This window comes from Vibrio mytili (assembly GCF_000830505.1).
Lineage (GTDB): Bacteria > Pseudomonadota > Gammaproteobacteria > Enterobacterales > Vibrionaceae > Vibrio > Vibrio mytili.
Genome location: NZ_JXOK01000081.1, coordinates 149,844 through 173,511 on the forward strand (window position 1 = coordinate 149,844; position 23,668 = coordinate 173,511).

At 44.9% G+C, this 23,668-nt stretch carries 16 protein-coding genes, 4 pseudogenes and 1 other annotated feature; of the genes and pseudogenes, 10 read left to right on the top strand and 10 right to left on the bottom strand.

Annotated elements, in window-relative coordinates; all coding sequences use genetic code 11:
• Positions 1-107: 107 nt before the first annotated feature.
• Positions 108-1,592, bottom strand: a complete 1,485-nt coding sequence (locus tag SU60_RS19570; RefSeq protein ID WP_041156986.1) for a carbon starvation CstA family protein — start codon at positions 1,590-1,592, stop codon at positions 108-110.
• A gap of 259 nt (positions 1,593-1,851) precedes the next feature.
• Between SU60_RS19570 and SU60_RS19575 the strand changes: the two genes are divergently transcribed.
• Positions 1,852-2,193 (top strand): DUF2799 domain-containing protein, encoded by a 342-nt coding sequence (locus SU60_RS19575; RefSeq protein WP_041156987.1) that lies wholly within the window; start codon positions 1,852-1,854, stop codon positions 2,191-2,193.
• A gap of 109 nt (positions 2,194-2,302) precedes the next feature.
• Entirely contained in the window at positions 2,303-2,620 is a 318-nt protein-coding gene (locus SU60_RS19580; RefSeq protein ID WP_041156988.1) for a hypothetical protein, read from the top strand.
• A gap of 74 nt (positions 2,621-2,694) precedes the next feature.
• Here the strand turns inward: SU60_RS19580 and murQ are convergent, their stop codons facing one another.
• Entirely contained in the window at positions 2,695-3,621 is a 927-nt protein-coding gene (murQ, locus tag SU60_RS19585) for an N-acetylmuramic acid 6-phosphate etherase (protein WP_041156989.1), read from the bottom strand.
• A gap of 45 nt (positions 3,622-3,666) precedes the next feature.
• On the bottom strand, positions 3,667-4,779 hold the full coding sequence (locus tag SU60_RS19590; RefSeq protein ID WP_041157012.1) for an anhydro-N-acetylmuramic acid kinase: 1,113 nt from the start codon (positions 4,777-4,779) through the stop codon (positions 3,667-3,669).
• 107 nt (positions 4,780-4,886) lie between these two features.
• Between SU60_RS19590 and nagZ the strand changes: the two are divergent.
• The 3 genes and pseudogenes from nagZ to tyrA all read left to right on the top strand — a co-directional run bounded on the left by nagZ (position 4,887) and on the right by tyrA (position 8,313).
• Positions 4,887-5,878: pseudogene (gene nagZ, locus SU60_RS19595) on the top strand (beta-N-acetylhexosaminidase).
• 206 nt (positions 5,879-6,084) lie between these two features.
• Positions 6,085-7,158, top strand: a complete 1,074-nt coding sequence (locus SU60_RS19600) for a 3-deoxy-7-phosphoheptulonate synthase (RefSeq protein ID WP_041156990.1) — start codon at positions 6,085-6,087, stop codon at positions 7,156-7,158.
• A gap of 27 nt (positions 7,159-7,185) precedes the next feature.
• Positions 7,186-8,313, top strand: coding sequence for a bifunctional chorismate mutase/prephenate dehydrogenase (tyrA, locus tag SU60_RS19605; RefSeq protein ID WP_041156991.1), 1,128 nt, complete (start codon positions 7,186-7,188; stop codon positions 8,311-8,313).
• Between the two features lie 94 nt (positions 8,314-8,407).
• On the opposite strand, the gene SU60_RS19610 is transcribed toward tyrA, so the two are convergent.
• A complete protein-coding gene (locus SU60_RS19610; RefSeq protein ID WP_041156992.1) occupies positions 8,408-9,415 on the bottom strand; it encodes a M23 family metallopeptidase in 1,008 nt (335 codons plus the stop codon).
• Between the two features lie 458 nt (positions 9,416-9,873).
• Positions 9,874-11,541: an energy-dependent translational throttle protein EttA gene (gene ettA / locus SU60_RS19615; RefSeq protein WP_041156993.1), complete on the bottom strand. Its 1,668-nt coding sequence runs from the start codon at positions 11,539-11,541 to the stop codon at positions 9,874-9,876.
• Positions 11,542-11,802: 261 nt separating this feature from the next.
• Here ettA and sltY point away from each other — a divergent pair, with 261 nt between their 5' ends.
• Both sltY and trpR read left to right on the top strand, forming a co-directional pair.
• Positions 11,803-13,740, top strand: coding sequence for a murein transglycosylase (gene sltY, locus SU60_RS19620; RefSeq protein ID WP_041156994.1), 1,938 nt, complete (start codon positions 11,803-11,805; stop codon positions 13,738-13,740).
• Between the two features lie 13 nt (positions 13,741-13,753).
• Positions 13,754-14,056 (top strand): trp operon repressor, encoded by a 303-nt coding sequence (trpR, locus tag SU60_RS19625; RefSeq protein ID WP_041156995.1) that lies wholly within the window; start codon positions 13,754-13,756, stop codon positions 14,054-14,056.
• Positions 14,057-14,105: 49 nt separating this feature from the next.
• Here the strand turns inward: trpR and yjjX are convergent, their stop codons facing one another.
• The 5 genes and pseudogenes from yjjX to SU60_RS19650 form a co-directional block, all read right to left on the bottom strand.
• Entirely contained in the window at positions 14,106-14,642 is a 537-nt protein-coding gene (gene yjjX / locus SU60_RS19630) for an inosine/xanthosine triphosphatase (RefSeq protein ID WP_041156996.1), read from the bottom strand.
• A 24-nt stretch (positions 14,643-14,666) separates the two neighbouring features.
• Positions 14,667-15,845: a prephenate dehydratase gene (gene pheA / locus SU60_RS19635; protein WP_041156997.1), complete on the bottom strand. Its 1,179-nt coding sequence runs from the start codon at positions 15,843-15,845 to the stop codon at positions 14,667-14,669.
• A 12-nt stretch (positions 15,846-15,857) separates the two neighbouring features.
• Positions 15,858-15,980, bottom strand: a sequence feature (Phe leader region).
• A gap of 107 nt (positions 15,981-16,087) precedes the next feature.
• The gene (gene hpf / locus SU60_RS19640; RefSeq protein WP_041156998.1) at positions 16,088-16,414 is read right to left on the bottom strand and encodes a ribosome hibernation-promoting factor, HPF/YfiA family; all 327 of its coding nucleotides are present in this window, start codon (positions 16,412-16,414) and stop codon (positions 16,088-16,090) included.
• A 326-nt stretch (positions 16,415-16,740) separates the two neighbouring features.
• Positions 16,741-18,220, bottom strand: a pseudogene (locus SU60_RS19645) (MltF family protein).
• A gap of 151 nt (positions 18,221-18,371) precedes the next feature.
• Positions 18,372-19,099: pseudogene (locus SU60_RS19650) on the bottom strand (outer membrane protein assembly factor BamD).
• A gap of 136 nt (positions 19,100-19,235) precedes the next feature.
• On the opposite strand from SU60_RS19650, the pseudogene rluD reads away from it, so the two are divergent.
• The 3 genes and pseudogenes from rluD (at position 19,236) to clpB (ending at position 23,648) form a co-directional block, all read left to right on the top strand.
• Positions 19,236-20,212, top strand: a pseudogene (gene rluD, locus SU60_RS19655) (23S rRNA pseudouridine(1911/1915/1917) synthase RluD).
• A 1-nt stretch (position 20,213) separates the two neighbouring features.
• Positions 20,214-20,942 (top strand): peptidoglycan editing factor PgeF, encoded by a 729-nt coding sequence (pgeF, locus tag SU60_RS19660; protein WP_041156999.1) that lies wholly within the window; start codon positions 20,214-20,216, stop codon positions 20,940-20,942.
• Between the two features lie 132 nt (positions 20,943-21,074).
• Positions 21,075-23,648, top strand: a complete 2,574-nt coding sequence (gene clpB / locus SU60_RS19665; protein ID WP_041157000.1) for an ATP-dependent chaperone ClpB — start codon at positions 21,075-21,077, stop codon at positions 23,646-23,648.
• Positions 23,649-23,668: the final 20 nt, after the last annotated feature.

Consider the following 23,668-nt stretch of genomic DNA (forward strand, 5'->3'; position numbering starts at 1 on the left):
CACTTTTTAAGGTCACTTAGGTATAAAACCAGTCACTTAGATATCAAACAAAAAGAGCCTGCAATGAGCAGGCTCTTGGTCTCAATCAGTCAATCATTGAGAATGATTTAAGCAGTTTCTGAAACCGCTTGTGGTTTCTCTTCGTCTGCCAGTTCCGTTTCGCCTTTCCCTTTCGAGATTTTAATTACATAAGCCGTTACTGCTAGTGAGAAGATGATACCTGCAATGGTTGACACTTGCATCGGCAGACCAAAACCTAGTGAACTGTTGTTCAAAATGAAGGTTGCACACACGGTGGTCATGAACATCGCTGGAACTGTGGTAATCCAGTGCAGTTTGTTGTGGCGTAGTAGGTAAGCCGACGCTGTCCAAAGCATCATTACCGCTGTGGTTTGGTTGGCAAAACCGAAGTAACGCCAGATGACACCGAAGTCTACTTGAGTCAGGATGCCACCGATAACGAACAATGGAAGAGCCATTAGTAGGCGGTTACGGAGTGTTTTCTGTTCCATGTTGAAGTATTCAGCAAGAATCAGACGGCTTGAGCGGAACGCAGTGTCACCTGAAGTAATCGGTAGGATAACCACACCTAGGAACGCGATGATACCGCCGAATACTCCAAGTAGACCGAATGATGCGCTATAAACCACATTTCCAGGACCACCGTTAGCCACGGCTGCTTGAAGACCTTCTAGTGAATCGAAGAAAGACAGAGCGATTGCACACCAGATTAGCGCGATAATACCTTCACCAATCATTGCACCGAAGAATACAAAGCGACCGTTTTTCTCGTTTTCCATGCAACGCGCCATCAGTGGGGACTGAGTTGCGTGGAAGCCAGAGATTGCACCACATGCGATAGTGATGAACAGTGCAGGCCATAGCGGCATATCATTTGGGTTGAGGTTAGACAGCATGTCTGATACCTGGAAATCACCCATGACAGTGTGCTCACTAGAGAAGGCAACCGCCGTCATTAGGCCAACAGACATGAAGATTAATAGCGCGCCAAACAGTGGGTAAAAGCGGCCGATGATTTTATCTACAGGAACGATAGTTGCGATGATGTAGTAAGCAAAAATCGCAATAACCATCGTTGTCATGCTGACGCTTAGGCTAGTTTGATCGTTGATTAGGTTGGTGATCATGCCAGCAGGCGCGGATACGAATACCACACCAACAAGAAGCAGCAGAACAATGGCAAAGATGTTCATAAAGTGTTTTGCGCCATTGCCTAAGTAACGACCCGTAATGGTTGGGACAGAGGCTCCACCGTTACGAACTGAAAGCATACCAGAGAAGTAATCGTGGACTGCGCCAGCAAAGATACAACCAACGACAATCCACAACATTGCTGCAGGACCGTAAAGTGCACCCATGATTGGGCCAAAGATTGGACCTACGCCAGCGATATTAAGTAGCTGAACGAGGTAAACTTTTTTGGTTGACATTGGAACGTAGTCAACACCATCTGCTTTAGTATGAGCAGGTGTTTGGCGTTTTTCATTAATGCCGAAGATTTTCTCAACGAAAGCGCCGTAGATGAAGTATCCGCCGATGAGGGCTGCGACACAGGTTAGAAACCACATCATAGCAATTGTCCTTGTTCTGTAGGGTAGGGTAATTGTTTTAATTTCAGAATGCATAATATTCTCAGCAGATGGAAAGTGCATTGGCTTAGTCGGTGAGTGGTCGAATAGGGGGGTGAGTGGTCGATATTACTCGTGAGTGGTTTTTAGCCTTGTTGAGTGGTTGAAGTGATATGTCAGCGGCAGAACATCAGGGATGAACGGCTAAAGTGGATAATTAGTGGTAAGCTTAGTTAAGAAAACAACGTGTTAAGGATAAGAAATGAAACAAGCAGCGTTAGGTATCGTGTTGGCTTTACTCGTGGGTTGCACAGCAACGACACAAGAGCTGGCTCAGGCGGGGGATTGGTATCAAATTGGTTATCAAGATGGAATTACAGGCCATACATCCAAAACCATGAACGAGTTAAAAAAATTAGGCAGTGTTAATCAAGGGGACTATGACCAGGGGTATCTCGAAGGCGTGACAGAATATTGCAATCCGGATTTTGCGTATCAAATTGGATTGTCGGGTCAATACTATACCGGTGTTTGTGAAGGCACTAAGCAAGCACAAAAGTTCCGTATGGAATGGCAACGTGGCTGGAATGAATACAATAACTAGTTTGCGTTCGTTTCGCTTTTGAAGTATGTGATATTTGATGCGTATTTAACATCGACGTTGGATAACTGTGCTTTACTCTCATCATTGAGATCGAGACTGGAGTCGAGATATGAAGAAGTACGTGTGCCTTGTTTTAGTCATGCTGCCGTTAATGGCCAATGCATCTAATGTATTGAAAGACACAATCAAAGCGAAGCGAAAAATTGAACACAGTAAAAACACGCTGAATAATACCAAACGTAACATTAATGAAATTAACAGCGGCACTTACGTTGAGAACCAAGCCAAGCGTGAGGTGAACAAAGCGACCAGTAAGTACACGGATAAAGTGGATGACGTGAAGCATATCGCGGAACCTGAACATATCAAACGCAAAGCCAACAACGAGATCAATCGTCAGGTGGATGAATGGCTGTATGAAGACTAGGGTTTGGCGAAAGAGAACAAAAGGTGGCAGGGCGTCACCTTTGATCTCTATTCCCGCTATTTGTCTTTTCTAAGCTATTTATTTTGCTGACTTTCTACCGCTTTGCGTAGGAATCCATCTTGATGAGAAAGCTGTTGTCTCGCTGTATCAATATCCAGATCAGTGAGGATCATTAAGATCGCCAGTTTTACATCATAATTGGTTTGTTTGAGCATGCTCTTTGCCTGTTCTTTTTCGCAGTCTGTGGCTTGCATGACAATACGAGCGGCACGTGCGATCAGCTTGTCGTTAGTCGCTTTTACATCCACCATAAGGTTTTGGTAGCTCTTCCCAATGCGGATCATACTGGCCGTAGTGAGCATATTCAGTACCAGTTTCTGCGCGGTACCTGATTTCAATCGGGTAGATCCCGTTAACGCTTCTGGGCCAACGACAGGGCTAATTGCGATATCTGCAATATCGGCAATGGGTGAGTCAGGATTACAAGACAGAGCCACGGTCGTCGCACCAATGTCATTGGCGTACTCTAAACCACCAATGACATAAGGTGTGCGACCGCTGGCAGCGATTCCTACGACGACATCTTTATCGCTGAAGTGAATGTCTTTTAGATCTTGTTCACCAAGTTGGGGCGAGTCTTCAGCGCCTTCTTTTGCTTTTAAAATCGCTTCTGGTCCACCGGCTATAAGCCCAATCACCATTTTATCAGACACCCCAAACGTGGGTGGGCATTCTGACGCATCGAGTACGCCTAGGCGACCACTTGTACCAGCCCCTAAATACACCAGTCGGCCACCAGCTTGAAATGCGTCTGTGATTTTATCAACCGCTTGTGCGATTTCAGGCAGCACTTGCTCCACGGCCAGTGGAACTTGTTTGTCTTGTTGGTTGATCCGCTGGACAATATCGAGTGAAGGCAATAAATCGATATCCATGGTCTCTGGATTGCGCCCTTCAGACACAAGTTGAGAGATAGCGGCAATAAGAGCATCATTTGTCATAATAAAATAAACCTTGTCTGACGAGTCGGGACTCTTTAGTTACGTTTAGTTTTTGGGATAGAGTACACCGAGTGAAGCGAGGCGACTTGCGCCAGTAACTTCCGGCAAGTTACTCGGTAAGCCATGAATGTGACGCTGTGCTAGCCAGGCAAATGCCATAGCTTCCATGTAATCGCCATTCACCCCTTTCTCTGTTGTTGTGGCGACTTGCCATTGTGGCAATAATGCAGACAAACGCTCCATGAGAAGTGGGTTACGCGCGCCACCTCCGCAAACCAAGAGTTGTGGAGATGCTCCAGACGCATACTTCTCGACTTCATTGGCCATCGTGATTGCAGAGTACTCACATAATGTTCGCTGTATGTCTTCCGCGCTTAACTGGAGGTCGCCAATTTGAGAGCGCAGCCAGTCGATATTAAACAACTCACGACCGGTACTTTTTGGCGCGGAAAGCGTGAGATAAGGCTCTCGCAGTAACTGTACAAGCAAGGCTTGGTTCACGCGTCCTTGCCGCGCAAATTTTGCGTCTTTATCGAATCCCTGCTTGGTATGAACGTCACACCAAGCATCCATCAGCATATTACCGGGACCCGTGTCATAACCGATCACTGGCTGCTGTGGGTGTAATACGGAAATATTGGCGATACCACCAATGTTTAGCACGATAGTCGTCGAGTCTTGCGGCGCAAAAATACTCTTATGGAAGGCGGGGACCAGAGGGGCACCTTGTCCTCCAAGCGCCATATCTTTACGACGAAAGTCCGCAACGGTGTCAATGTCGGTCTTCACTGCGATGATATTGGCATCGCCTAATTGAGTGGTGAAGGGACATGCGCCACTTGGCTGGTGGAACACGGTTTGACCATGGTTGCCAATCGCGCGAATTTGGCTTGCCTTATAGCCGGATTTCTCCAGTAATTGCAGTATTGCGTCTGCAAATAAATGGCCAAGCCGGTGGTCAAGTTCACCGAGCACTTTTAGATTTGTACTTTGCCCTGTGCACACTGATAGCAGTATCTGTTTGATGTTTTCTGGCATGGGATAGTCATCGTGCGCGAGTAAGCGAACGTGATCGCCCTCTATTTCGACTAAAGCGGTATCCACTCCATCCATACTGGTGCCGGACATTACACCTATGTAGTGTTCTTTTACATTCACCGTCTCGTTAAAATTCACAGTCGATCCCGTCAATTCTTCATTTGTTTATTGTAAAGCAAATCTTAAGCGAATAACCTCATTCCGTACCAGATATTTGAGGAGAGAAAATGGGTCCGTTATGGGTTGATGTTGCAGGCTATGAACTGACTGCTGAAGACAGAGAGATTTTACAGCATCCTACCGTTGGAGGGTTGATCCTATTTGCGCGAAATTACCACGACAGTGCGCAACTTCAAGCGCTGACTAAATCAATTCGTAAAGCGGCAAAACGTCCGATTTTGATTGGTGTTGATCAAGAAGGGGGGAGGGTACAGCGTTTTCGTGAGGGCTTCTCAATTATCCCTGCTGCGGATGAGTATGCTAAGCATTCAAACGGGGAGGAGCTTGCTCGAATGGGCGGTTGGTTGATGGCGGCGGAGTTGATTGCTCATGACATTGATCTCAGTTTTGCCCCTGTCTTAGATAAAGGGCATCAATGTAAAGCAATTGGTAGTCGGGCTTTTGGTGACGATGTTGATACGATCCTTCGCCACAGCAGTGCTTATATGCAAGGGATGAAAAGCATTGGAATGGCAACCACGGGTAAACATTTTCCAGGCCATGGTGGTGTGATTGCCGACTCACATCTAGAGACTCCCTATGATGACCGCAGTGATATTTTTGAACTCGACATGGCGATATTCAAATCGCAGATTGATTCAGGAATACTGGACGCATGATGCCTGCTCATGTGATTTATCCAAATTATGATTCTCAACCAGCCAGTGGTTCTGAATATTGGTTAAAACAAATATTACGTCAACAGCTTGGTTTCAAAGGACTGATCTTTTCTGATGATTTGACCATGGAGGGCGCGGCGATCATGGGAGGCCCCGCAGAGCGAGCAAGCCAAGCGCAAAAGGCGGGATGTGATATGCTGTTAATGTGCAATAAGCGTCAGGCCCAAGTGGAAGTGCTAGACAACTTACCTATTTCAAACGTTGTCTTGGCGACATCTTTGTTGAAGAAACAGAGCGTTTCCTTAAGTGAGCTCAAGTTATCTCAAGAATGGAAAGCGGCGACAGAAGCAATGAAACGGTTAACGGATTCACGTGACTGATGGACATGGCATCGAAGCAAACTTTGTCTTTTTATTTCGAGTGTAGTCTGCTCCAGATTTAATTTAAGTGTAAACTTTAATTTACGTTAAATGTTTTTTATTGTGTACACTTGTTTTTCTTGGATAGCCTGTTATCTTGTTCGAAAAGCTTAGTTAGCTCACCAAGAGTTTGGTTGGGTGTAAATTAAAATATACAGGTCAGAGTTATGCAAAAAAGTGAATTGAGCGATATCAACATCATCGAAGAGCAGGTGTTAATCACACCTGATGAGTTAAAAGTCAAACTTCCTCTGAGTGATAAAGCACGTCGCTTTATCCAAGAGTCTCGCCAAACTATTGCTAACATCATTCATAAAAAAGACCATCGTCTGCTAGTGGTGTGTGGGCCATGTTCTATCCATGATGTAGAGGCGGCAAAAGAGTACGCTAAACGTCTCAAAGCATTGTCTGAGCAACTAAGCGACCAACTGTATATTGTTATGCGCGTTTACTTTGAAAAGCCTCGTACGACCGTAGGTTGGAAAGGCTTGATCAATGACCCTCACTTGGATGGTAGCTTTGATATTGAGCACGGCTTACACGTGGGACGCGAACTATTGGTTGAGTTGGCTGAGATGGACATTCCTCTTGCCACTGAAGCGCTAGACCCAATTAGTCCGCAATACTTAGCGGATACGTTCAGCTGGGCTGCGATTGGCGCACGTACAACAGAATCCCAGACTCACCGTGAAATGGCCAGTGGTTTGTCTATGCCAATCGGTTTTAAAAACGGTACTGACGGCAGCTTATCTACCGCTATCAATGCGATGCAAGCAGCATCTTCTAGCCATCGTTTTATGGGGATTAACCGCGAAGGTCAGGTAGCACTTCTTACCACTCAAGGTAATAAAAACGGTCATGTTATTTTACGTGGTGGTAAACAAACCAACTACGATTCAGTTTCCGTTAATGAGTGTGAACAAGAAATGGCGCAATCTGGCTTAGACGCTTCGTTGATGGTGGATTGTAGCCATGCAAACTCTCGTAAAGATTACCGTCGCCAACCATTGGTTGCAGAAGATGTGATTCACCAAATTCGTGAAGGTAATAAATCCATCATTGGTCTAATGATTGAAAGTCATATTAATGAAGGTAATCAACCTTCTGATATTAAACTGGATGAAATGAAATACGGCGTATCTATCACCGACGCGTGTATCAATTGGGACTCTACTGAGGCACTATTACGTCACGCTCACGAAGAGCTAGTGCCTTTCCTAGAAAATCGTCTAAAAGGTTAAAAACGGGAACTTATTTAAGGAACATCAATGGCAGTTGAACTTAACGCATTACGCGATCAGATTGATGCAGTGGACAAGCAAATGCTGGAGCTGTTGTCTCAGCGTTTGGCTTTGGTAGAAAAAGTCGGGGAAGTAAAAAGCGAGCACGGCTTGCCAATTTATGCCCCTGACCGCGAAGCTGCGATGTTGGCCTCTCGCCGAGCTGAAGCCGAAAAAATGGGGATACCCCCTCAACTGATAGAAGATATTCTTCGTCGTACTATGCGTGAGTCTTATGCCAGCGAGAAAGATTCCGGTTTTAAGTGTTTGAATCCTGAACTACGCTCAGTTGTGATTATTGGCGGTAATGGGCAACTGGGTGGATTATTTGGCCGCATGTTCAAATTATCGGGCTACCAAGTGAAAGTACTCGGTAGTAAAGATTGGGAACATGCCGATGATATCTTGAAAGATGCTGGTCTGGTGGTCGTTACCGTTCCGATTCATTTGACTGAAGGTGTGATTGAGAAGCTTGATAACCTGCCAGAAGATTGTATTTTGTGTGACTTCACATCGATCAAGTCCAAGCCATTACAAGCGATGCTTAAAGTACATGCTGGGCCAGTTGTGGGACTGCACCCTATGTTTGGTCCAGATGTGCCGAGTCTTGCAAAGCAAGTTGTTGTGTACTGTGATGGCCGTGGTAGTGAACATTACCAATGGTTGCTGCAACAATTTAGCATTTGGGGCGCAAGTTTGTGTCAGATTGAAGCGGAAGAGCACGATCATGGCATGACATTAATTCAGGCATTGCGTCACTTTACTTCCTTTGCTTACGGCATGCACTTAAGTAAAGAGAACCCCAATATTGACCAATTGTTGAAGCTCAGCTCCCCTATCTATCGTCTTGAGTTAGCAATGGTTGGGCGACTGTTTGGGCAGGATCCGAACTTGTATGGCGATATTATTTTCTCATCGCAAGAGAACATCGACATGATTAAGCGATTCCATCAACGCTTAGGCGACGCTGTGGCGATTTTGGATGGTCAAGATAAAGCCAAGTTTGTAGAAAGCTTTAAACAGGTGAGTGATTGGTTTGGCGGGTACTCACAGCAGTTCATGAATGAAAGCCAAAACTTGCTCAAGCAAGCTAACGACAACATTCATCGTGGATGAGGTTGACACGGTATATCCCGAATGACGAAACCGAAAAAGAGCAGCTAGGCTGCTCTTTTTTATCGTCTATCTAATGAGTATCGACCTCATGCAATCAGTTCACTGAGGTTTCACTCTCTTTCTTATTTGGGTTCGACGCAGTATCGATGCTGTTGTCTCGATAAGGGGAGTTAGTCAAATTGATTTGAAGACGAACGACGTTATCAATCAATTGCACCAGCGGGCCCCATTTTACTTTGTGTTCTTTTTCGAAGACCGAGTTGAAGTTTTCTGGTGTCCAGTCCATGAAATACTTCGGGTTCAATGCTTTGCCTAAAAAACGAACTTCATAATGCAGGTGAGGGCCTGTGGAGTTTCCAGAGTTGCCGCATTGAGCAATGACGTCTCCTTTACTGACAAACTGACCATTTTTCACTGAGAAATGGCGTAGGTGAGCATAGACGCTACTAAACCCAAATGAGTGGCGTAAAGTGATGTAGTTGCCGTAACCAGAGTACCCCCAACGCGCGATATCCACTACGCCATCGGCTGGCGCATAGATGGTCTTGCCCTGATCGCAAGTCAAATCAATTCCCGTATGTACTTTTTGTCTTCCTGAGATAGGGTGAGTACGTCTACCAAATGGAGATGAAACTCGATTGTATCTCATTGGACTGTCATTTGGGATCAGACGAAACATGGTCGCGCGAACCGCAGAGTCGATCGCCGCGGCATCAATCCTTTCTTCTAATGCTTGTTGGTTTGTGTTGTCCATCATGTCTTCGTCAGCAAGACCGAGCACAGATTCGACATCGAATACGCGCTTACCTAATATTTGAATCTCGCCATCTTTATCTGTTAAAGATTGAGACAGAATATGATTGGTATCAACTTGCTCTTCGTAAAGGGCAGTCATTTCTGCTTTCTCGCTTTCTAGCTTTGCTATGGTTTGAATTAACTCATTCTGATTGTTCAGTTGATGTTGATTCATATACCACGCGCCACCTAGGACGGCTGGTAAAGTGATAACCGAAGCGACAATAGCTAGGACCGAAAAGCGGCCCAAATAAAAGTGCTGATCACCTTTTTTTGTCGGTATCTGCATGATGATTTTTTTAGACATAGTTATTATTTTTTCGATTAGTTTGTGCCCTTCTTAAAAGCGAAGTGAACTCAATGCACCGTCGTTTAAGAAGGTCGTGGTCGCCGACATCCAATTGGCCTATAAGCGGTATGATTACCGCATCCAAAAGCGTTACAGATATGAATGCAACACCGAATCGTTTGTGTCATTCCTAATTTATACCGAAGTGAAACGGTATCATAATCAAGAAAATCGGCTGAGCAGTATATCAAGTAGAACAAAAAGTGTTCAACTGTGTTTAAGAAAACACCGAGCCAGCTCTAAAGCAATGTACGCTTTACGGTTGCTGTACACAGAAAAATGCGAACTCCATATTCAAAGAGTTTGGTCGCCCCGACAGCAATGAGTAAAGCAAGAAAGGCCGCTATAATAGCGGCCTTTGTACAAATTACAATCAAAGCTTGAGAACAATCACTGGAGACGCTGTTCTCACGTATCTATTTTGTAATACGTTTATATTTGATGCGGTGAGGTTCTGCAGCTTCAGGGCCCAGTGTTTTCTTCAACCAGTCCATGTATTCCGTGTAGTTACCTTCGTAGAAGTTCACTTGTCCTTCATCACGGTAGTCGATAATGTGCGTGGCAATACGGTCAAGGAACCAACGGTCGTGTGAGATAACCATTGCACAACCAGGGAACTCTAGCAGTGCTTCTTCTAGTGCACGCAGTGTTTCAACATCCAGGTCGTTGGTTGGCTCATCGAGTAATAATACGTTGCCACCCGCTTTTAGCAGCTTCGCTAGATGTACACGGTTACGTTCACCACCAGATAGTTCACCAATAACTTTTTGTTGGTCTGAGCCTTTGAAGTTGAAGCGTGAACAGTAAGCTCGAGCTGGAATCTCGAAGTTGTTGATCTTAATGATATCAGCGCCTTCAGAGATCTCTTGGAATACGGTATTTTTATCGTTCATTGAATCGCGAAACTGTTCAACCGATGCCAGTTTGACGGTATCACCAAGTTCGATCGTACCTGAATCCGGTTGTTCAGTACCGCTCAGCATTTTGAATAGAGTGGATTTACCAGCACCGTTGGCACCAATAATACCGACAATTGCGCCTTTCGGAATGCTGAATGAGAGATCATCGATCAATACGCGACCGTCGAACGATTTAGTTAAGTTATTTACTTCAATAACTTTATCACCCAAGCGTTCGCCTGGTGGGATGAACAGTTCGTTCGTCTCGTTACGTTTTTGATGATCGGTGGTTTGTAGTTCTTCAAAGCGAGCCATACGAGCTTTGGACTTCGCCTGACGGCCTTTAGGGTTTTTGCGTACCCATTCCAACTCTTTCTCGATGGTCTTTTGGCGAGCGCTTTCTTGAGATGCTTCTTGTTGCAGACGCGCATCTTTTTGCTCTAGCCAAGACGTGTAGTTGCCTTCCCATGGAATGCCTTCACCTCGGTCAAGTTCGAGGATCCATCCTGCAGCGTTATCGAGGAAATAACGGTCGTGGGTGATAGCGACAACCGTGCCTGAGTAATCGACTAAGAATCGTTCTAGCCATGCAACGGATTCGGCATCCAAGTGGTTGGTCGGCTCGTCGAGAAGTAGCATATCTGGCTTTTCTAGCAGAAGGCGACAGATAGCGACACGACGTCTTTCACCACCGGAAAGATGAGCAATCTTTTGATCCCACTCAGGTAGACGCAGTGCATCCGCGGCACGCTCAAGTGCGTTATCTAAGTTATGGCCATCTTTAGCTTGGATCAGTGCTTCTAGCTCGCCTTGTTCTTTCGCAAGAGCATCAAAGTCAGCATCAGGTTCTGCATAGGCTGCGTATACTTCATCTAGACGTTTCAGTGCGCCTGCTACATCTGACACCGCTTCTTCTACAATTTCACGAACGGTTTTAGATTCGTCCAGCACTGGTTCCTGAGGCAGGTAGCCGACGTTCAAGCCGGGTTGTGGACGCGCTTCACCGTCAATATCAGTATCGATACCCGCCATGATACGTAGCAGCGTCGATTTACCTGCACCGTTCAGACCTAAAACACCGATTTTTGCACCAGGGAAGAAGCTCAGAGAGATGTCTTTAAGAATTTGTCGCTTAGGTGGCACGATTTTGCTCACGCGCGACATGGTATATACGTATTCAGCCATTGCCGATCATTCCTAAATTAACTGTCATGTAAACGCTCTATTTTATACCAAGTGCCACGGTTTTGTTACCACATGGTAAGAATTTCCGTTTTAAGACGATTTCTTATTTTTATATGACCGGAAACTTACTCCGATAGGTATAAACTTTCCCAAGTATAATTTTTAATACAACAAGCCGCTTTACAGAGTCAGTGATCTTCTGTGTAAATAGGTTTGAATACATTCTAATAAAAGACCGTAGAGTCTGGGGAAAGAATATAAATGAAATTCAACGTTACAATATTGGCTAAAGGTGTTTGCTGTGCCGCTGCAATCAGTGCGGTGAGTATGTCGGCCAACGCATCGCTGAGCTTAGAAAAGCAGCGGATTGTTTATGAACAGGCTCAAGATTTTTTAGATGCGAATAACATTGATGCGTACTTGGCCATTCGCCCTAAAATTGCCGATTATCCGTTAACACCGTATGTCGACTATCGAACTTTTATTCGCCAACTGCCAAGCAAGACGCCACAACAAGTCGATGATTTTATTGATCAACACGAAGCGTTCCCTTTTTCGCGCCGTATCCGCGCTTCGTACCTAGATCAGCTTTATCGTAATAGTGATTGGAAAACGATTACTGAGTTTCAAAAAGTGATACCAAGTGGCGAACGTTACCAATGTATATTTTATCGTGCTCAGCTCAAACAAGGTAAGCAAGTTGCGGCATTTAAAGGTGCAGAAGATATGTGGTTGAGCGGGTCGAGTATCGCTAGTGAGTGTGATCCGTTATTTGTATCTTGGGATAAAGCGGGCGGTCGAACTGACGATTTGATTTTGCAGCGTATGTTGTTGGCGTTTGATGGACGTAACGGCAGTTTGATGAACTACCTACAAAAATTGCCTAAATCAGCAAAAGCTAAGCAGCAGGCAAAGGATATGGTAGCGCTTTTCAATAATCCTGCATCGGTGGGTGACTTTGCGAAGCAGAAGCCAGCAAATGACTTTAATCGCAAACAAAGCCTGTATGCATTAGAAAAACTGGCACGTATGAATATAAATCAAGCTCAGCAGGCGTATTCCCGTGTTGTCGACGGCCAAAAATTCTCAGCAGAAGAGGCGCAATCTCTCGCGGATTACATTGCGTTTCGATTAACTCGAACGGAGTCTCCAAAGCTAGCGCAATGGCGTGATGACAAAACCAAAACCAGTCAGTACTTACCGTTGATAGAAACTCGTATTCGTCTCGCGGTACAAAATGCAGACTGGAAAGGCATTCAAGAATGGATCTCTGTTCTGAATAAAGAAGAGCAAGCGACATTAAGATGGCAATACTGGCTTGGCAGAAGTGAAATTGCGTTAGGTGATGATATTGCCGGTAAGAAGCGTTTGGCGACGTTGGTCGGTGAGCGTAACTTCTATAGTGTGGCTGCTGCTAATGCGATTGGCCAGTCAATCAAGTATCCCAAACACTCGGTTAAACTCGATAATCAAGTTCTAGCCCCTTATCAAGATTCGCTTGCTCGTATTGAAGAGTTGATTGAAACAGACAAAATCTCTGCCGCGAAAAGTGAATGGGCCCACCTGCTTCGCCGTGTGGATAACGATGAAAAACAGATGCTTGCTGCGTATGCGTCTTCTAAGCACTGGCACCACCTAACGGTTATTGCAAGTATTCAAGCACAAATGTGGGACAATATTGAACTCAGATTTCCAATCGCACATCGCTGGTGGTTTGATTTTTATGCCAAAAAACACAATATCGATCCTGTGATGATGATGTCTTTGGCACGTCAGGAGAGTGCGTTAGACTCTAATGCGCGCTCCCCAGTTGGTGCGCGTGGCCTTATGCAGATTATGCCTGCGACAGCGAAATACACGGCTCGCAAGTACAACCTCGGCTATCAAGGCACTCAAGATTTATATAATGTTGGTAAGAACATCGAAATTGGTAGCCATTATCTGCAAGGATTATTAGAGGATTACGATAATAATCGTATTTTCGCGCTTGCGGCTTATAATGCGGGTCCTAACCGAGTAAAAACGTGGCGAGAGCGAACCCAAGGGAAGTTGGATGCGTATGCCTTCATCGAGGCGATTCCATTTAAAGAAACTCGTGGATATGTGCAAAACATTTTGATGTTTGAAACTTACTATCGCGATCTTTTGGGTATTGACGGCGCGTTCTTGAATCAACATGAGATCAATACCAAGTATTGAATGAGGTAATTGGATGTCACACCAACCTGAGTACAAAGACTGGCAGCAGATTATTGAGCTGATCCGATCAAGTGTGAATGACCAGCAGCATGACATGTTGTTAACCATGCTAATGACTCCGGATGAAAGAGAAGCATTAATTGCGCGGGTCAATATTCTCAATGAACTTCTGAAAGGGGAGTTATCGCAACGTCAGATAAGTCAGATGCTTGGGGTGGGCATAGCCACTATCACTCGTGGTTCTAATGAGTTGAAGTCAAAATCCGATGAGGAAAAAGACAAGCTCAAAGTATTGTTAGAGCAAGTCGTAAAGTAATCATAATAAAGGGCGGGATATCCGCCCTTTATTATTCACATGACCCGTCCTAAATAAGGTTCGCTGGAAAGTGCTCTGAATTGGTAAAAGGAATCAAAGCGAGAATCAGCGCTTGATGATATACCGAGCTGCGCGTCAGTTGGTTTTGCGTTAATAAACTGATAGCTCCGCCTTTCTGCTTAATATTCTCGGTGCCAAAGACCTCGTCCATCACATCACCCAATTCATTAGCGTGTTCCAGTTTCATTAACACATCTGGTGGTAGCATCAAGCTTGCCGAGCGGGATTCACCTCGGTGTGTATCTGACTCTATCACCATCCAGGCGAAAGTGACGTTGCCTTCAATTCCTGCCTCTAATCCAACGTAGAAATCTCCGTATGGCAGTTCTACTTTTGCATTTCGTACTCGATTCAATGCGCCTAAATGTGTCTCGTCATTACTCATCGGTTGATCTGCCACACCGCTAGGCACGTTAACTCCCACAAATTCAAATGATTGTAGAGGGAATGCACTGACAAAGGCACTTTCCACAGCGGCTATTTTAGCTGGGTTCAAAGAGGCGATGACGACTTTTTGGGTTACCATGATCTTTTTACTCACTGGTGTCTTTTAACTCAATTTTACTTGGGTTGGTTTGACGTTTTCACTTGGGTAACAACCGAGTACTTTCAAATGCTTAGTGATCTTTGTGAGCTCTTGTATCGCCTGTTGCATTTTTTCTGAATCGAGGTGAGACTCTAGATCGACATAGAACATCTCTTCCCATGGGTTACCCATGATTGGACGAGATTCTAGCTTGGTCATGTTGATGCCATAGCGCTGAAGTACCAAGAGCGTTTCGACCAGTGAACCTGCTTCTTGAGAAGTCGACATTATTAATGTGGTTTTGGCTGGAATCTGTGTCGATACTTCTACAGGTTTACGGGCAACGACGATGAAACGAGTGTGGTTTTCTGTTTGATTGGCAATATTCCCCTGAATTGCTTGAAGGCCATATAACTTGCCACTTGATGCGTTGCCAATGGCTGCTACGTCATCACGATTCAGTTCTTGTACCTTTTGCATGGCATCTGCAGTGCTCGCGCAAGACTCTAATTTCACTCCTTTCAGACGGCTAAGAAATTCGCTGCATTGTTGATGAGGTTGTGGGTGAGAATATAGGGTTCTGAGGTCTTCTAAACGTATGTCTTTAGTCGCAACAAGGCAATGCTCAATCGGCTGGGTTAACTCCCCTACGATGTATAATGTGGTGTGTTGCAGCAGATCATACACCTCGTTGATCGAACCAGAACTGGTGTTTTCAATCGGCAGTACACCATAGTCAGCATGTCCCGATTCTACCGTTTGAGTGACTTCTCTAAAATGCTCACAGTTTAATTCAATCAACTCGGTATTTTTACGGCTGAAGTATTCACGGCTCGCCAAGTGAGAGTATGAGCCTTTGGCGCCAAGGAAGGCCACTCTCGCGAGCGGTTTACGGCTTTGTTGAGGATTGACTAGGTTTTGCAAATAACTTTGTTGCAAAAGCACCGAGTCTTCAATAATCGTATGAAAAAGTTTGGTGATGTACTGCGCATCCAGCTCGTATTTATCACGACCATTGGAAATCAGTTTCACCAATAATTGCTGTTCACGGACGGCATCGCGAACGGGCTTTGAGGTTTGTACTTTGCTTTTGGCTACTTCAATGCTGAGTTTACGACGTTCTGACAGCAAGCTAAGTAGCTCATCGTCGAGCTCATTCAGACGTGAACGGATCTTTTCCAGGGAAATAGGTTGGTCAGTCATCAATTCTTTCCTTATAAAAAAGCTCCCGTTTTGGGAGGCTTTCTGTTTGTTTTTGACTTTTCTTTCTACAAACGAGTTAGCCTCTCCAACTAGAGAAGGAAAAAGAAGTCAAAAATAAACAGTGTGGATAAATGCATAAATAGTACGTAATTTGTGAGTGTTTAAACACAATAAGCAAGCTAGCGTAGGGCGTCAAGCAAAAAAATAGCGCCTTTCGGCGCTACTTCCTCAATCTGATTGATTTAGTCATCTTCTTCCACAAGCTCTGGCTTGTTAGCACGACGAGCTTCAGGTTTGTGGGTCAGCTTATTCAATTGACGTTCTAGTTTTTGCTCCACTTCGTTAACAGCTGCGTAAAGATCTTCATTACATGCTGAAGCAATCAACTGACCTTTAGGTACTGTGATAACGGCTTCGAACTTCTTCTGTTTATTAGGCTCTTCACTGAAAGTCGCTTGGCACCCAATAATGTCGACTTGCCATTTTTCCAGTTTTTTAAATTTGCTCTCTATATGAGCACGGATTGCAGAGGTGATTTCGATGTTTTTGCCAGTAATGTTCATTGTCATATGTTTTTCCTCTGTTTCATCCCTCATGGGTTGAGTTCAGATTACCGCGTTAAGCATAAAATTATGTGATATAGATCACTTTTTAGGGTTGTGGTTTTATAATAAAAAACGAATGTGATCTTACTCAAGAAGTGCCGATATTTATCATTAAATAGCTTGTTATTGGTTCGCAAATCATTAGATTGAATGGAGTAGTCAGCTGAAAACCCATCCGTTTTTAGAGGCGTTGTGCAACCTAGAATCGTCAATGGTCAGAATTTGGCTTACATAGCGGTGTGATCTTCTTCACTTAGGACGCTAAATAGATTGAGATATTTTTAAAGCCGCTAATTGATAAGCGGCTTTTTACTTTCCGTTTCTTGGTGCACTTTTCTTAATGGGATCATAAATACTGGATCTTCTGGTATCAGCAAGACGTTGTCTAAGGTTTTGGCGAGATCTAAACTTTCTAACTGTTTGTAGATGATGTAGTAACGATTGATGGTGGTCACGTAGCCAGCAGTCGCGCTGAGGCTTTTACGCATTTCCACTTCCACGTTGTTAAACCAGACATTGGGATCAAACCCGTTGCGAGCTGCGCGTTTACGTATCTTTTCAACGTTTCCAGGCCCTGCATTGTAAGCGGCTAAGGTAAAATAAATTTTGTTTTCCGCAGTGATAGCTTTGTCGCTAAAGTATTGGCGACGTAAAAATGCCATGTATTTTACGCCAGCATGCACGTTGTTCTCTAGGTTACGTATATTTTTAATATTGATATTAGGGTCTCTTGCCGTGCTAGGTAAAATTTGCATGATGCCGACCGCGCCTCGACTGCCAACTAAATTATTATTAAACCCCGACTCTTTGTATGCTAATGCGGCAATCAGTAAATAATCAAAATCGTATTTTTTTCCATAGCGAGAAAATAATGCGGACAACTTATCTAACGAGCGATCTTATCTGGGTTAAGTGCTCTGTTGAGCCAGTTGGTATTATCGATATACTTTGCGTAAATAACATTACCCAACAGGGTTCCTGAGCGTGACTTTTTGATGAATTGGTTCACAACGCCTTTGAGCTGCGGGCTGTCTTTGCGCATCACCCAGCTATTTTGCCATTTTTACGTAGCGGGATTTTCTTATGGACACGGATGTCATCCATGACCTTGAGCCATAATTTTGCTTTGTGACTGTCTAAGACAATCGCTTTAATATAGCCATTATTGAGCATACCCACTAACTCGTAATCTTGCAGATTTTCTTCGACAAAGTTGACGATCACAGGCGGTAAATTTTTTTGATTTAATTGTTTATTCAATAACTGAATACTTTCAAAGTAGCTCGAACTGGGTCTAACCCAGATCTCTTTGCCACTCAGTTGTTCCAGCTTTGTCATTGCTGGTGTTTTATTATTGGTAATGACCCATTCTTCAATTCCGGAAAGAATTGGATCGCTAAAGTCGACGTTCTGTTGACGATGCTTGGTTATGGTTAAATTTGCCACTATTAAATCGCCCAAGCCCTTTTCTAAAGTGGGAAACAGTTCATCACGAGATAAGGGAATAATTTGCACATTGATTTTTGGTTTAATTTTTCGCAAGTCTTTTTCGAAATGAGCCAGTAGTTCCGCTCCAATCCCTTTCGGCGTGCCAGCTTCGACGTAGTAAAAACCCAGATCAGCAGAAACGAGCACGCGCAGTAAGTTTTTTTCTTTTATCACGTCCAAGTCGCCCGTGTATGGAGGCTGCTTAAGAGGAGAAACTTGTAATGCGGAAGCGGATGCGGATAGTAGGATCAGCAAAGTGGTCCATAGTTTAAATATCTTCACGTTCACATCCACAGTCAGAGGGGAGAGCTTTAAGAATATGTCTTGATTAAAAAAGCATCAAGTGGGTGTGTTTGATCTTGAGAGCTAAGAATGAGAAAGGACTATAATGAAACCGCCACGGTAGTGTGACTGTGGCGGTTATTGCTCGGTGTTACTCAACAGGGTTAAGTTTTATTAAGGCTTCTGTTCTTGCAATGGAGTCTTCTAGACCTAGCTGTTTATATGCCTTTAGCTGTATTGCAAGTGACTTACGTGCGGCTTCAGTATCTGGGAATGCTTTTTGTAGCTCTTGGCTACGAGTGATTGCTGCAATCCAAGCTTCTCGGCGAAGATAGAAATCCGCAGTTGCTAAGTCGTAGTTGGCTAAGCGGTTCTTTAACGCGACCATACGTTTTTGCGAATCTTCAGCATATGGGCTGTTCGGGTAGCGTTGCAGTAACTTCTTAAAGTCATCAAAGGCTTTTTTGACGGGTTCTGGATCCCGATCACTGCGATCAATGCTAAATAAGTCATGCATAAAGTTACGATCTTGTGCCATGTGGCTCAGGCCTCGCATGTATAGTACCCAGTCCATTTTTTCATGGGTCGGATTTAAACGCATGAAGCGAGAGATGGTGGCTAAACCTAAGGCTAGGTCGTCGTTTTTATAGTACGCGTAGATGAGGTCAAGTTGGACCTGTTCTGAGTAGGCACCAAACGGGTAACGTGAGTCTAGTGCTTCGAGTTTTTCAATGGCGGTAAGCAATTGCCTGTTTGAAGCGAGGTTTGTGCGTCGGCGTACAGTTCTGAAGGTGGCACATCAGGAACGATTTTTTCTTTGCTTGCACATCCAAATAGGAAGGATACCGCTAAAAGGCCTATTAAAGTCTGACGTTTCATATCAGGAGTCTGTTCCTTGAATCTAAATATTTCTTAAGCTGCCGTTACTTTCTTTGCAGTAACAGATACAATGACGTAATAGTCTATTTTTTCACAGTCGTGAGCATTAGTCTCACAGTTTTTAAAAAAGTTCGATATGGCTCAGCAGATAGTATTAACAAATACCGTAAAAGATAGCCAGTTAGGTCAACGTTTAGACCAAGCTATCGCAGAATTATTCGCTGATTTTTCCCGCTCTCGCCTGAAAGAATGGCTTGTAGAGGGAAAAGTTAAAGTGGATGGTGAAGTTGTCACCAAACCTCGCACCAAAGTCATGGGCGGCGAGGAAATTACATTGCAAGCCGAACTGGAAGATGAAGAGCGTTGGGAAGCGCAAGATATCCCTCTAGATATCGTTTATGAGGATGACGACATCATCGTTATCAATAAGCCTCGTGGCTTTGTTGTGCATCCAGGAGCGGGCACGCCTGATGGAACCGTGCTAAATGCCTTGTTGTATCATTATCCTGACATTGCAGAAGTCCCGCGTGCGGGGATTGTTCATCGTCTAGATAAAGACACAACAGGGTTGATGGTCGTTGCGAAAACCGTACCTGCTCAAACGCGCTTGGTTCGTGCGTTGCAAAAGCGCAATATTACTCGTGAGTATGAAGCCATTGCTATTGGCCGTATGACCGCGGGTGGTAAAGTGGAGCAGCCGATTGGTCGTCATTCGACAAAACGTACCTTGATGCTGTTACGCCGATGGGGAAACACGCTGTGACGCATTATCGCGTCGCTGAGCATTTCCGTGAGCACACTCGTATCCGTTTGCGTCTTGAAACTGGACGAACTCACCAGATCCGTGTGCATATGTCTTATTTGCAGCACCCGCTGCTCGGTGATACGGCATATGGCGGGCGGGCGCGTATCCCGTCTGGTGCGTCAGAAGAATTAACCGCAATGATCCGTGGGTTTGACCGTCAAGCGTTGCACGCAGCCATGCTACGATTTGAGCACCCAGTTACGGGAGAGGAGCTGGAGTTCCATGCGCCTATCCCAGATGACATGGTCGCGATAACAGAAGCATTGCGCCAAGATACGGAAGAGCACGGTTTACCCGACGAGTTTTAATATGAAGACGATTATCCCTAACTGGCCAGCGCCAAAAAATATTAAGGCTTTCGCATCAACGAGACAGGGTGGTTTTTCTACAGGCCCGTATCGTGGGCTGAATCTTGGTACTCATGTTGGGGATAATTTGTCTCATGTCGAGAAAAACCGTCAGTGGTTAGTGCAACAAATGAATATGCCAAGTTCGCCAATTTGGCTAAATCAAACCCATTCAACGGTCATAGCTGATGTTGCAGATTCTACGTCTGAAGTACTGGATGCGGATGGGTGTTTTACCTCATCACCTCAAGTGATCTGTTCTGCAATGACCGCAGACTGTTTGCCTGTATTACTGACCAATACGTTAGGAACGCAAGTTGCAGCGGTACATGCTGGTTGGCGTGGATTGGCAAATGGCATTGTTGAAAATGCACTGGGCTTGTTTTCTGGTGAAGTTATGGCTTGGCTAGGTCCTGCTATTGGTTCAGCGGTGTTTGAAGTTGGAGAAGATGTACTGCAGGCTTTTGTTGACTTCGATCCTCAAGCTCAACTTGCATTTACGCCGCGAGACGTCGAAGGAAAATGGCTTGCGGATATGTCAATGCTTGCGACGCAGCGTCTTAATAAAGCTGGTGTTTCTCAAGTGTTTGATTCAGGTTTGTGTACCTTGCAAAATAGCGACGATTTTTATTCTTACCGCCGTGATGGCATCACGGGTAGGCAGGCAACGTTTATCTGGATTGAAGAATAACGCTTGATTACAGTGCGCATGCTGCGCAAATTTTGTGCAACTATCTTTGCCTGAACCCTTGAAATTCCCCCTCCTAGTATCCATCTTTCTAACTGTCAAAAGACTATTTTATTTGAGGTTAGGAAGGTAGATATGCGTCTTGATCGATTCACAAGTAAGTTTCAAATCGCTATCTCTGATGCTCAATCATTAGCGTTAGGGCGCGATCATCAATATATCGAGCCAGTCCATTTAATGGTGGCTTTGCTCGATCAAAATGGCAGTCCAATTCGTCCGCTGTTGACGATGTTGGACGTGGATGTCACTCAACTCCGTTCTAAATTGAGCGAAATGCTCGATCGACTGCCAAAAGTGAGTGGCATCGGCGGCGATGTGCAGCTTTCTAGCGCGATGGGTACGTTGTTCAACTTGTGTGACAAAGTGGCTCAGAAGCGTCAGGACTCCTATATTTCGTCTGAGGTTTTTTTACTTGCTGCCATTCAGGATCGTGGTCCGCTTGGCCAGCTACTAAAAGAAATTGGATTAACTGAAGAGAAGTTGAGCCAGGCGATAGAAAAGATCAGAGGTGGTCAAACCGTCGATGATCCGAATGCAGAAGAGCTGCGTCAGGCACTTGAGAAGTTCACCATTGATCTGACTGAACGAGCGGAGCAGGGTAAGTTGGATCCGGTTATTGGTCGTGATGATGAAATTCGTCGTACGATTCAAGTTTTGCAGCGCAGAACAAAAAATAACCCAGTTATCATCGGTGAACCCGGCGTGGGTAAGACTGCGATTGTAGAAGGCCTTGCCCAGCGTATCGTCAATAACGAAGTACCTGAAGGTCTGCGTGGGCGACGAGTGCTTGCTCTGGACATGGGAGCTTTGGTCGCTGGGGCGAAATATCGTGGTGAATTTGAAGAGCGCTTGAAATCGGTGCTGAATGAATTGGCGAAAGAAGAAGGTAACGTCATTTTGTTCATTGATGAGCTTCATACCATGGTTGGCGCTGGTAAAGGTGAAGGCTCAATGGACGCAGGGAATATGCTGAAGCCGGCATTAGCCCGTGGTGAACTTCATTGTGTCGGTGCAACAACGTTAGATGAATACCGCAAGTACATTGAGAAAGACGCAGCTTTAGAGCGTCGTTTCCAAAAAGTGCTGGTGGATGAACCAACGGTTGAAGATACCGTGGCGATTTTGCGTGGGTTAAAAGAGCGATACGAGCTACACCATCACGTTGAAATTACCGATCCAGCCATTGTTGCAGCTGCGAGCTTGTCACATCGCTATGTGTCAGACCGTCAGTTGCCGGATAAAGCAATCGACTTGATCGATGAGGCGGCTTCGAGTATTCGCTTACAGATTGACTCTAAACCAGAGTCTTTGGATAAGCTTGAACGTAAGATCATTCAGTTGAAGATTGAGCAACAGGCGTTAAGCAATGAGCACGATGAAGCCAGCGAAAAGCGTCTCAACACGTTAAATGAAGAGCTGACTGAAAAAGAGCGTGAATATGCAGAGCTTGAAGAAGTGTGGAACACAGAAAAAGCCGCGCTTTCAGGCACGCAGCACATTAAATCAGAGCTTGAACAAGCACGTATGGACATGGAATTTGCCCGCCGTGCTGGGGATCTGAACCGAATGTCCGAGCTTCAGTACGGTCGTATTCCTGAGCTTGAAAAACAGCTCGATTTGGCGGCTCAAGCCGAAATGCAAGAAATGACGTTGCTGCGTAACAAGGTGACGGATAATGAAATTGCCGAGGTGCTCTCCAAACAAACTGGTATTCCAGTCTCTAAAATGCTGGAAGCAGAGAAAGAGAAATTGCTTCGTATGGAAGATGTGTTGCACCGACGTGTTATTGGGCAGGTTGAAGCCGTTGAAGTGGTCTCTAATGCGATTCGTCGTAGCAGAGCGGGGTTGTCCGATCCAAACAGACCGATTGGCTCTTTCCTATTCTTAGGGCCAACAGGGGTGGGGAAAACTGAGCTGTGTAAAACCCTCGCAAGCTTTATGTTTGATAGCGAAGATGCCATGGTGCGTATTGATATGTCTGAGTTTATGGAGAAGCACTCCGTGGCTCGACTGGTTGGTGCGCCTCCGGGCTACGTTGGCTACGAAGAGGGCGGCTATCTGACAGAAGCAGTTCGTCGTAAACCTTATTCGGTTATTTTATTGGATGAAGTGGAAAAGGCACATCCAGACGTCTTCAACATTTTGTTGCAAGTGTTGGATGATGGCCGTTTAACGGATGGTCAGGGTCGTACCGTTGACTTCCGAAATACGGTTGTGATTATGACGTCGAACCTTGGTTCGTCACAAATCCAAGAGAATTTTGCAACGCTGGATTATCAAGGTATTAAGGACGCGGTCATGGAAGTGCTCAGTAAACACTTCCGTCCAGAGTTCTTGAACCGTGTTGATGAAACGGTGGTGTTCCATCCTCTTGGTAAAGACCATATTAAGTCTATTGCGTCGATTCAATTGGAGCGTCTGCATAAACGTCTGATTGAAAAAGACTACGAATTGGAAGTGGGTGATGATGCACTGGATCTGATTGCTCAGGTTGGTTTTGATCCTGTTTATGGGGCGCGTCCACTCAAACGTGCGATTCAACAAAATGTTGAAAACCCATTAGCTAAATCGATGCTATCTGGTCAGTTCTTACCAGGAAAACCAATTGTCTTGGGCGTAACAGATGGTCATATAACAGCCCGTCAATAACGACAAGAGATTATGGGACT

What these genes read in the sequence shown, in the direction of transcription:
- SU60_RS19570 (WP_041156986.1), bottom strand. Translation starts at nt 1,592, where the DNA reads ATGATGTGGTTTCTAACCTGTGTCGCAGCCCTCATCGGCGGATACTTC.
- SU60_RS19575 (WP_041156987.1), top strand. Translation starts at nt 1,852, where the DNA reads ATGAAACAAGCAGCGTTAGGTATCGTGTTGGCTTTACTCGTGGGTTGC.
- SU60_RS19580 (WP_041156988.1), top strand. Translation starts at nt 2,303, where the DNA reads ATGAAGAAGTACGTGTGCCTTGTTTTAGTCATGCTGCCGTTAATGGCC.
- murQ (WP_041156989.1), bottom strand. Translation starts at nt 3,621, where the DNA reads ATGACAAATGATGCTCTTATTGCCGCTATCTCTCAACTTGTGTCTGAA.
- SU60_RS19600 (WP_041156990.1), top strand. Translation starts at nt 6,085, where the DNA reads ATGCAAAAAAGTGAATTGAGCGATATCAACATCATCGAAGAGCAGGTG.
- tyrA (WP_041156991.1), top strand. Translation starts at nt 7,186, where the DNA reads ATGGCAGTTGAACTTAACGCATTACGCGATCAGATTGATGCAGTGGAC.
- SU60_RS19610 (WP_041156992.1), bottom strand. Translation starts at nt 9,415, where the DNA reads ATGTCTAAAAAAATCATCATGCAGATACCGACAAAAAAAGGTGATCAG.
- ettA (WP_041156993.1), bottom strand. Translation starts at nt 11,541, where the DNA reads ATGGCTGAATACGTATATACCATGTCGCGCGTGAGCAAAATCGTGCCA.
- sltY (WP_041156994.1), top strand. Translation starts at nt 11,803, where the DNA reads ATGAAATTCAACGTTACAATATTGGCTAAAGGTGTTTGCTGTGCCGCT.
- trpR (WP_041156995.1), top strand. Translation starts at nt 13,754, where the DNA reads ATGTCACACCAACCTGAGTACAAAGACTGGCAGCAGATTATTGAGCTG.
- yjjX (WP_041156996.1), bottom strand. Translation starts at nt 14,642, where the DNA reads ATGGTAACCCAAAAAGTCGTCATCGCCTCTTTGAACCCAGCTAAAATA.
- pheA (WP_041156997.1), bottom strand. Translation starts at nt 15,845, where the DNA reads ATGACTGACCAACCTATTTCCCTGGAAAAGATCCGTTCACGTCTGAAT.
- hpf (WP_041156998.1), bottom strand. Translation starts at nt 16,414, where the DNA reads ATGACAATGAACATTACTGGCAAAAACATCGAAATCACCTCTGCAATC.
- pgeF (WP_041156999.1), top strand. Translation starts at nt 20,214, where the DNA reads ATGAAGACGATTATCCCTAACTGGCCAGCGCCAAAAAATATTAAGGCT.
- clpB (WP_041157000.1), top strand. Translation starts at nt 21,075, where the DNA reads ATGCGTCTTGATCGATTCACAAGTAAGTTTCAAATCGCTATCTCTGAT.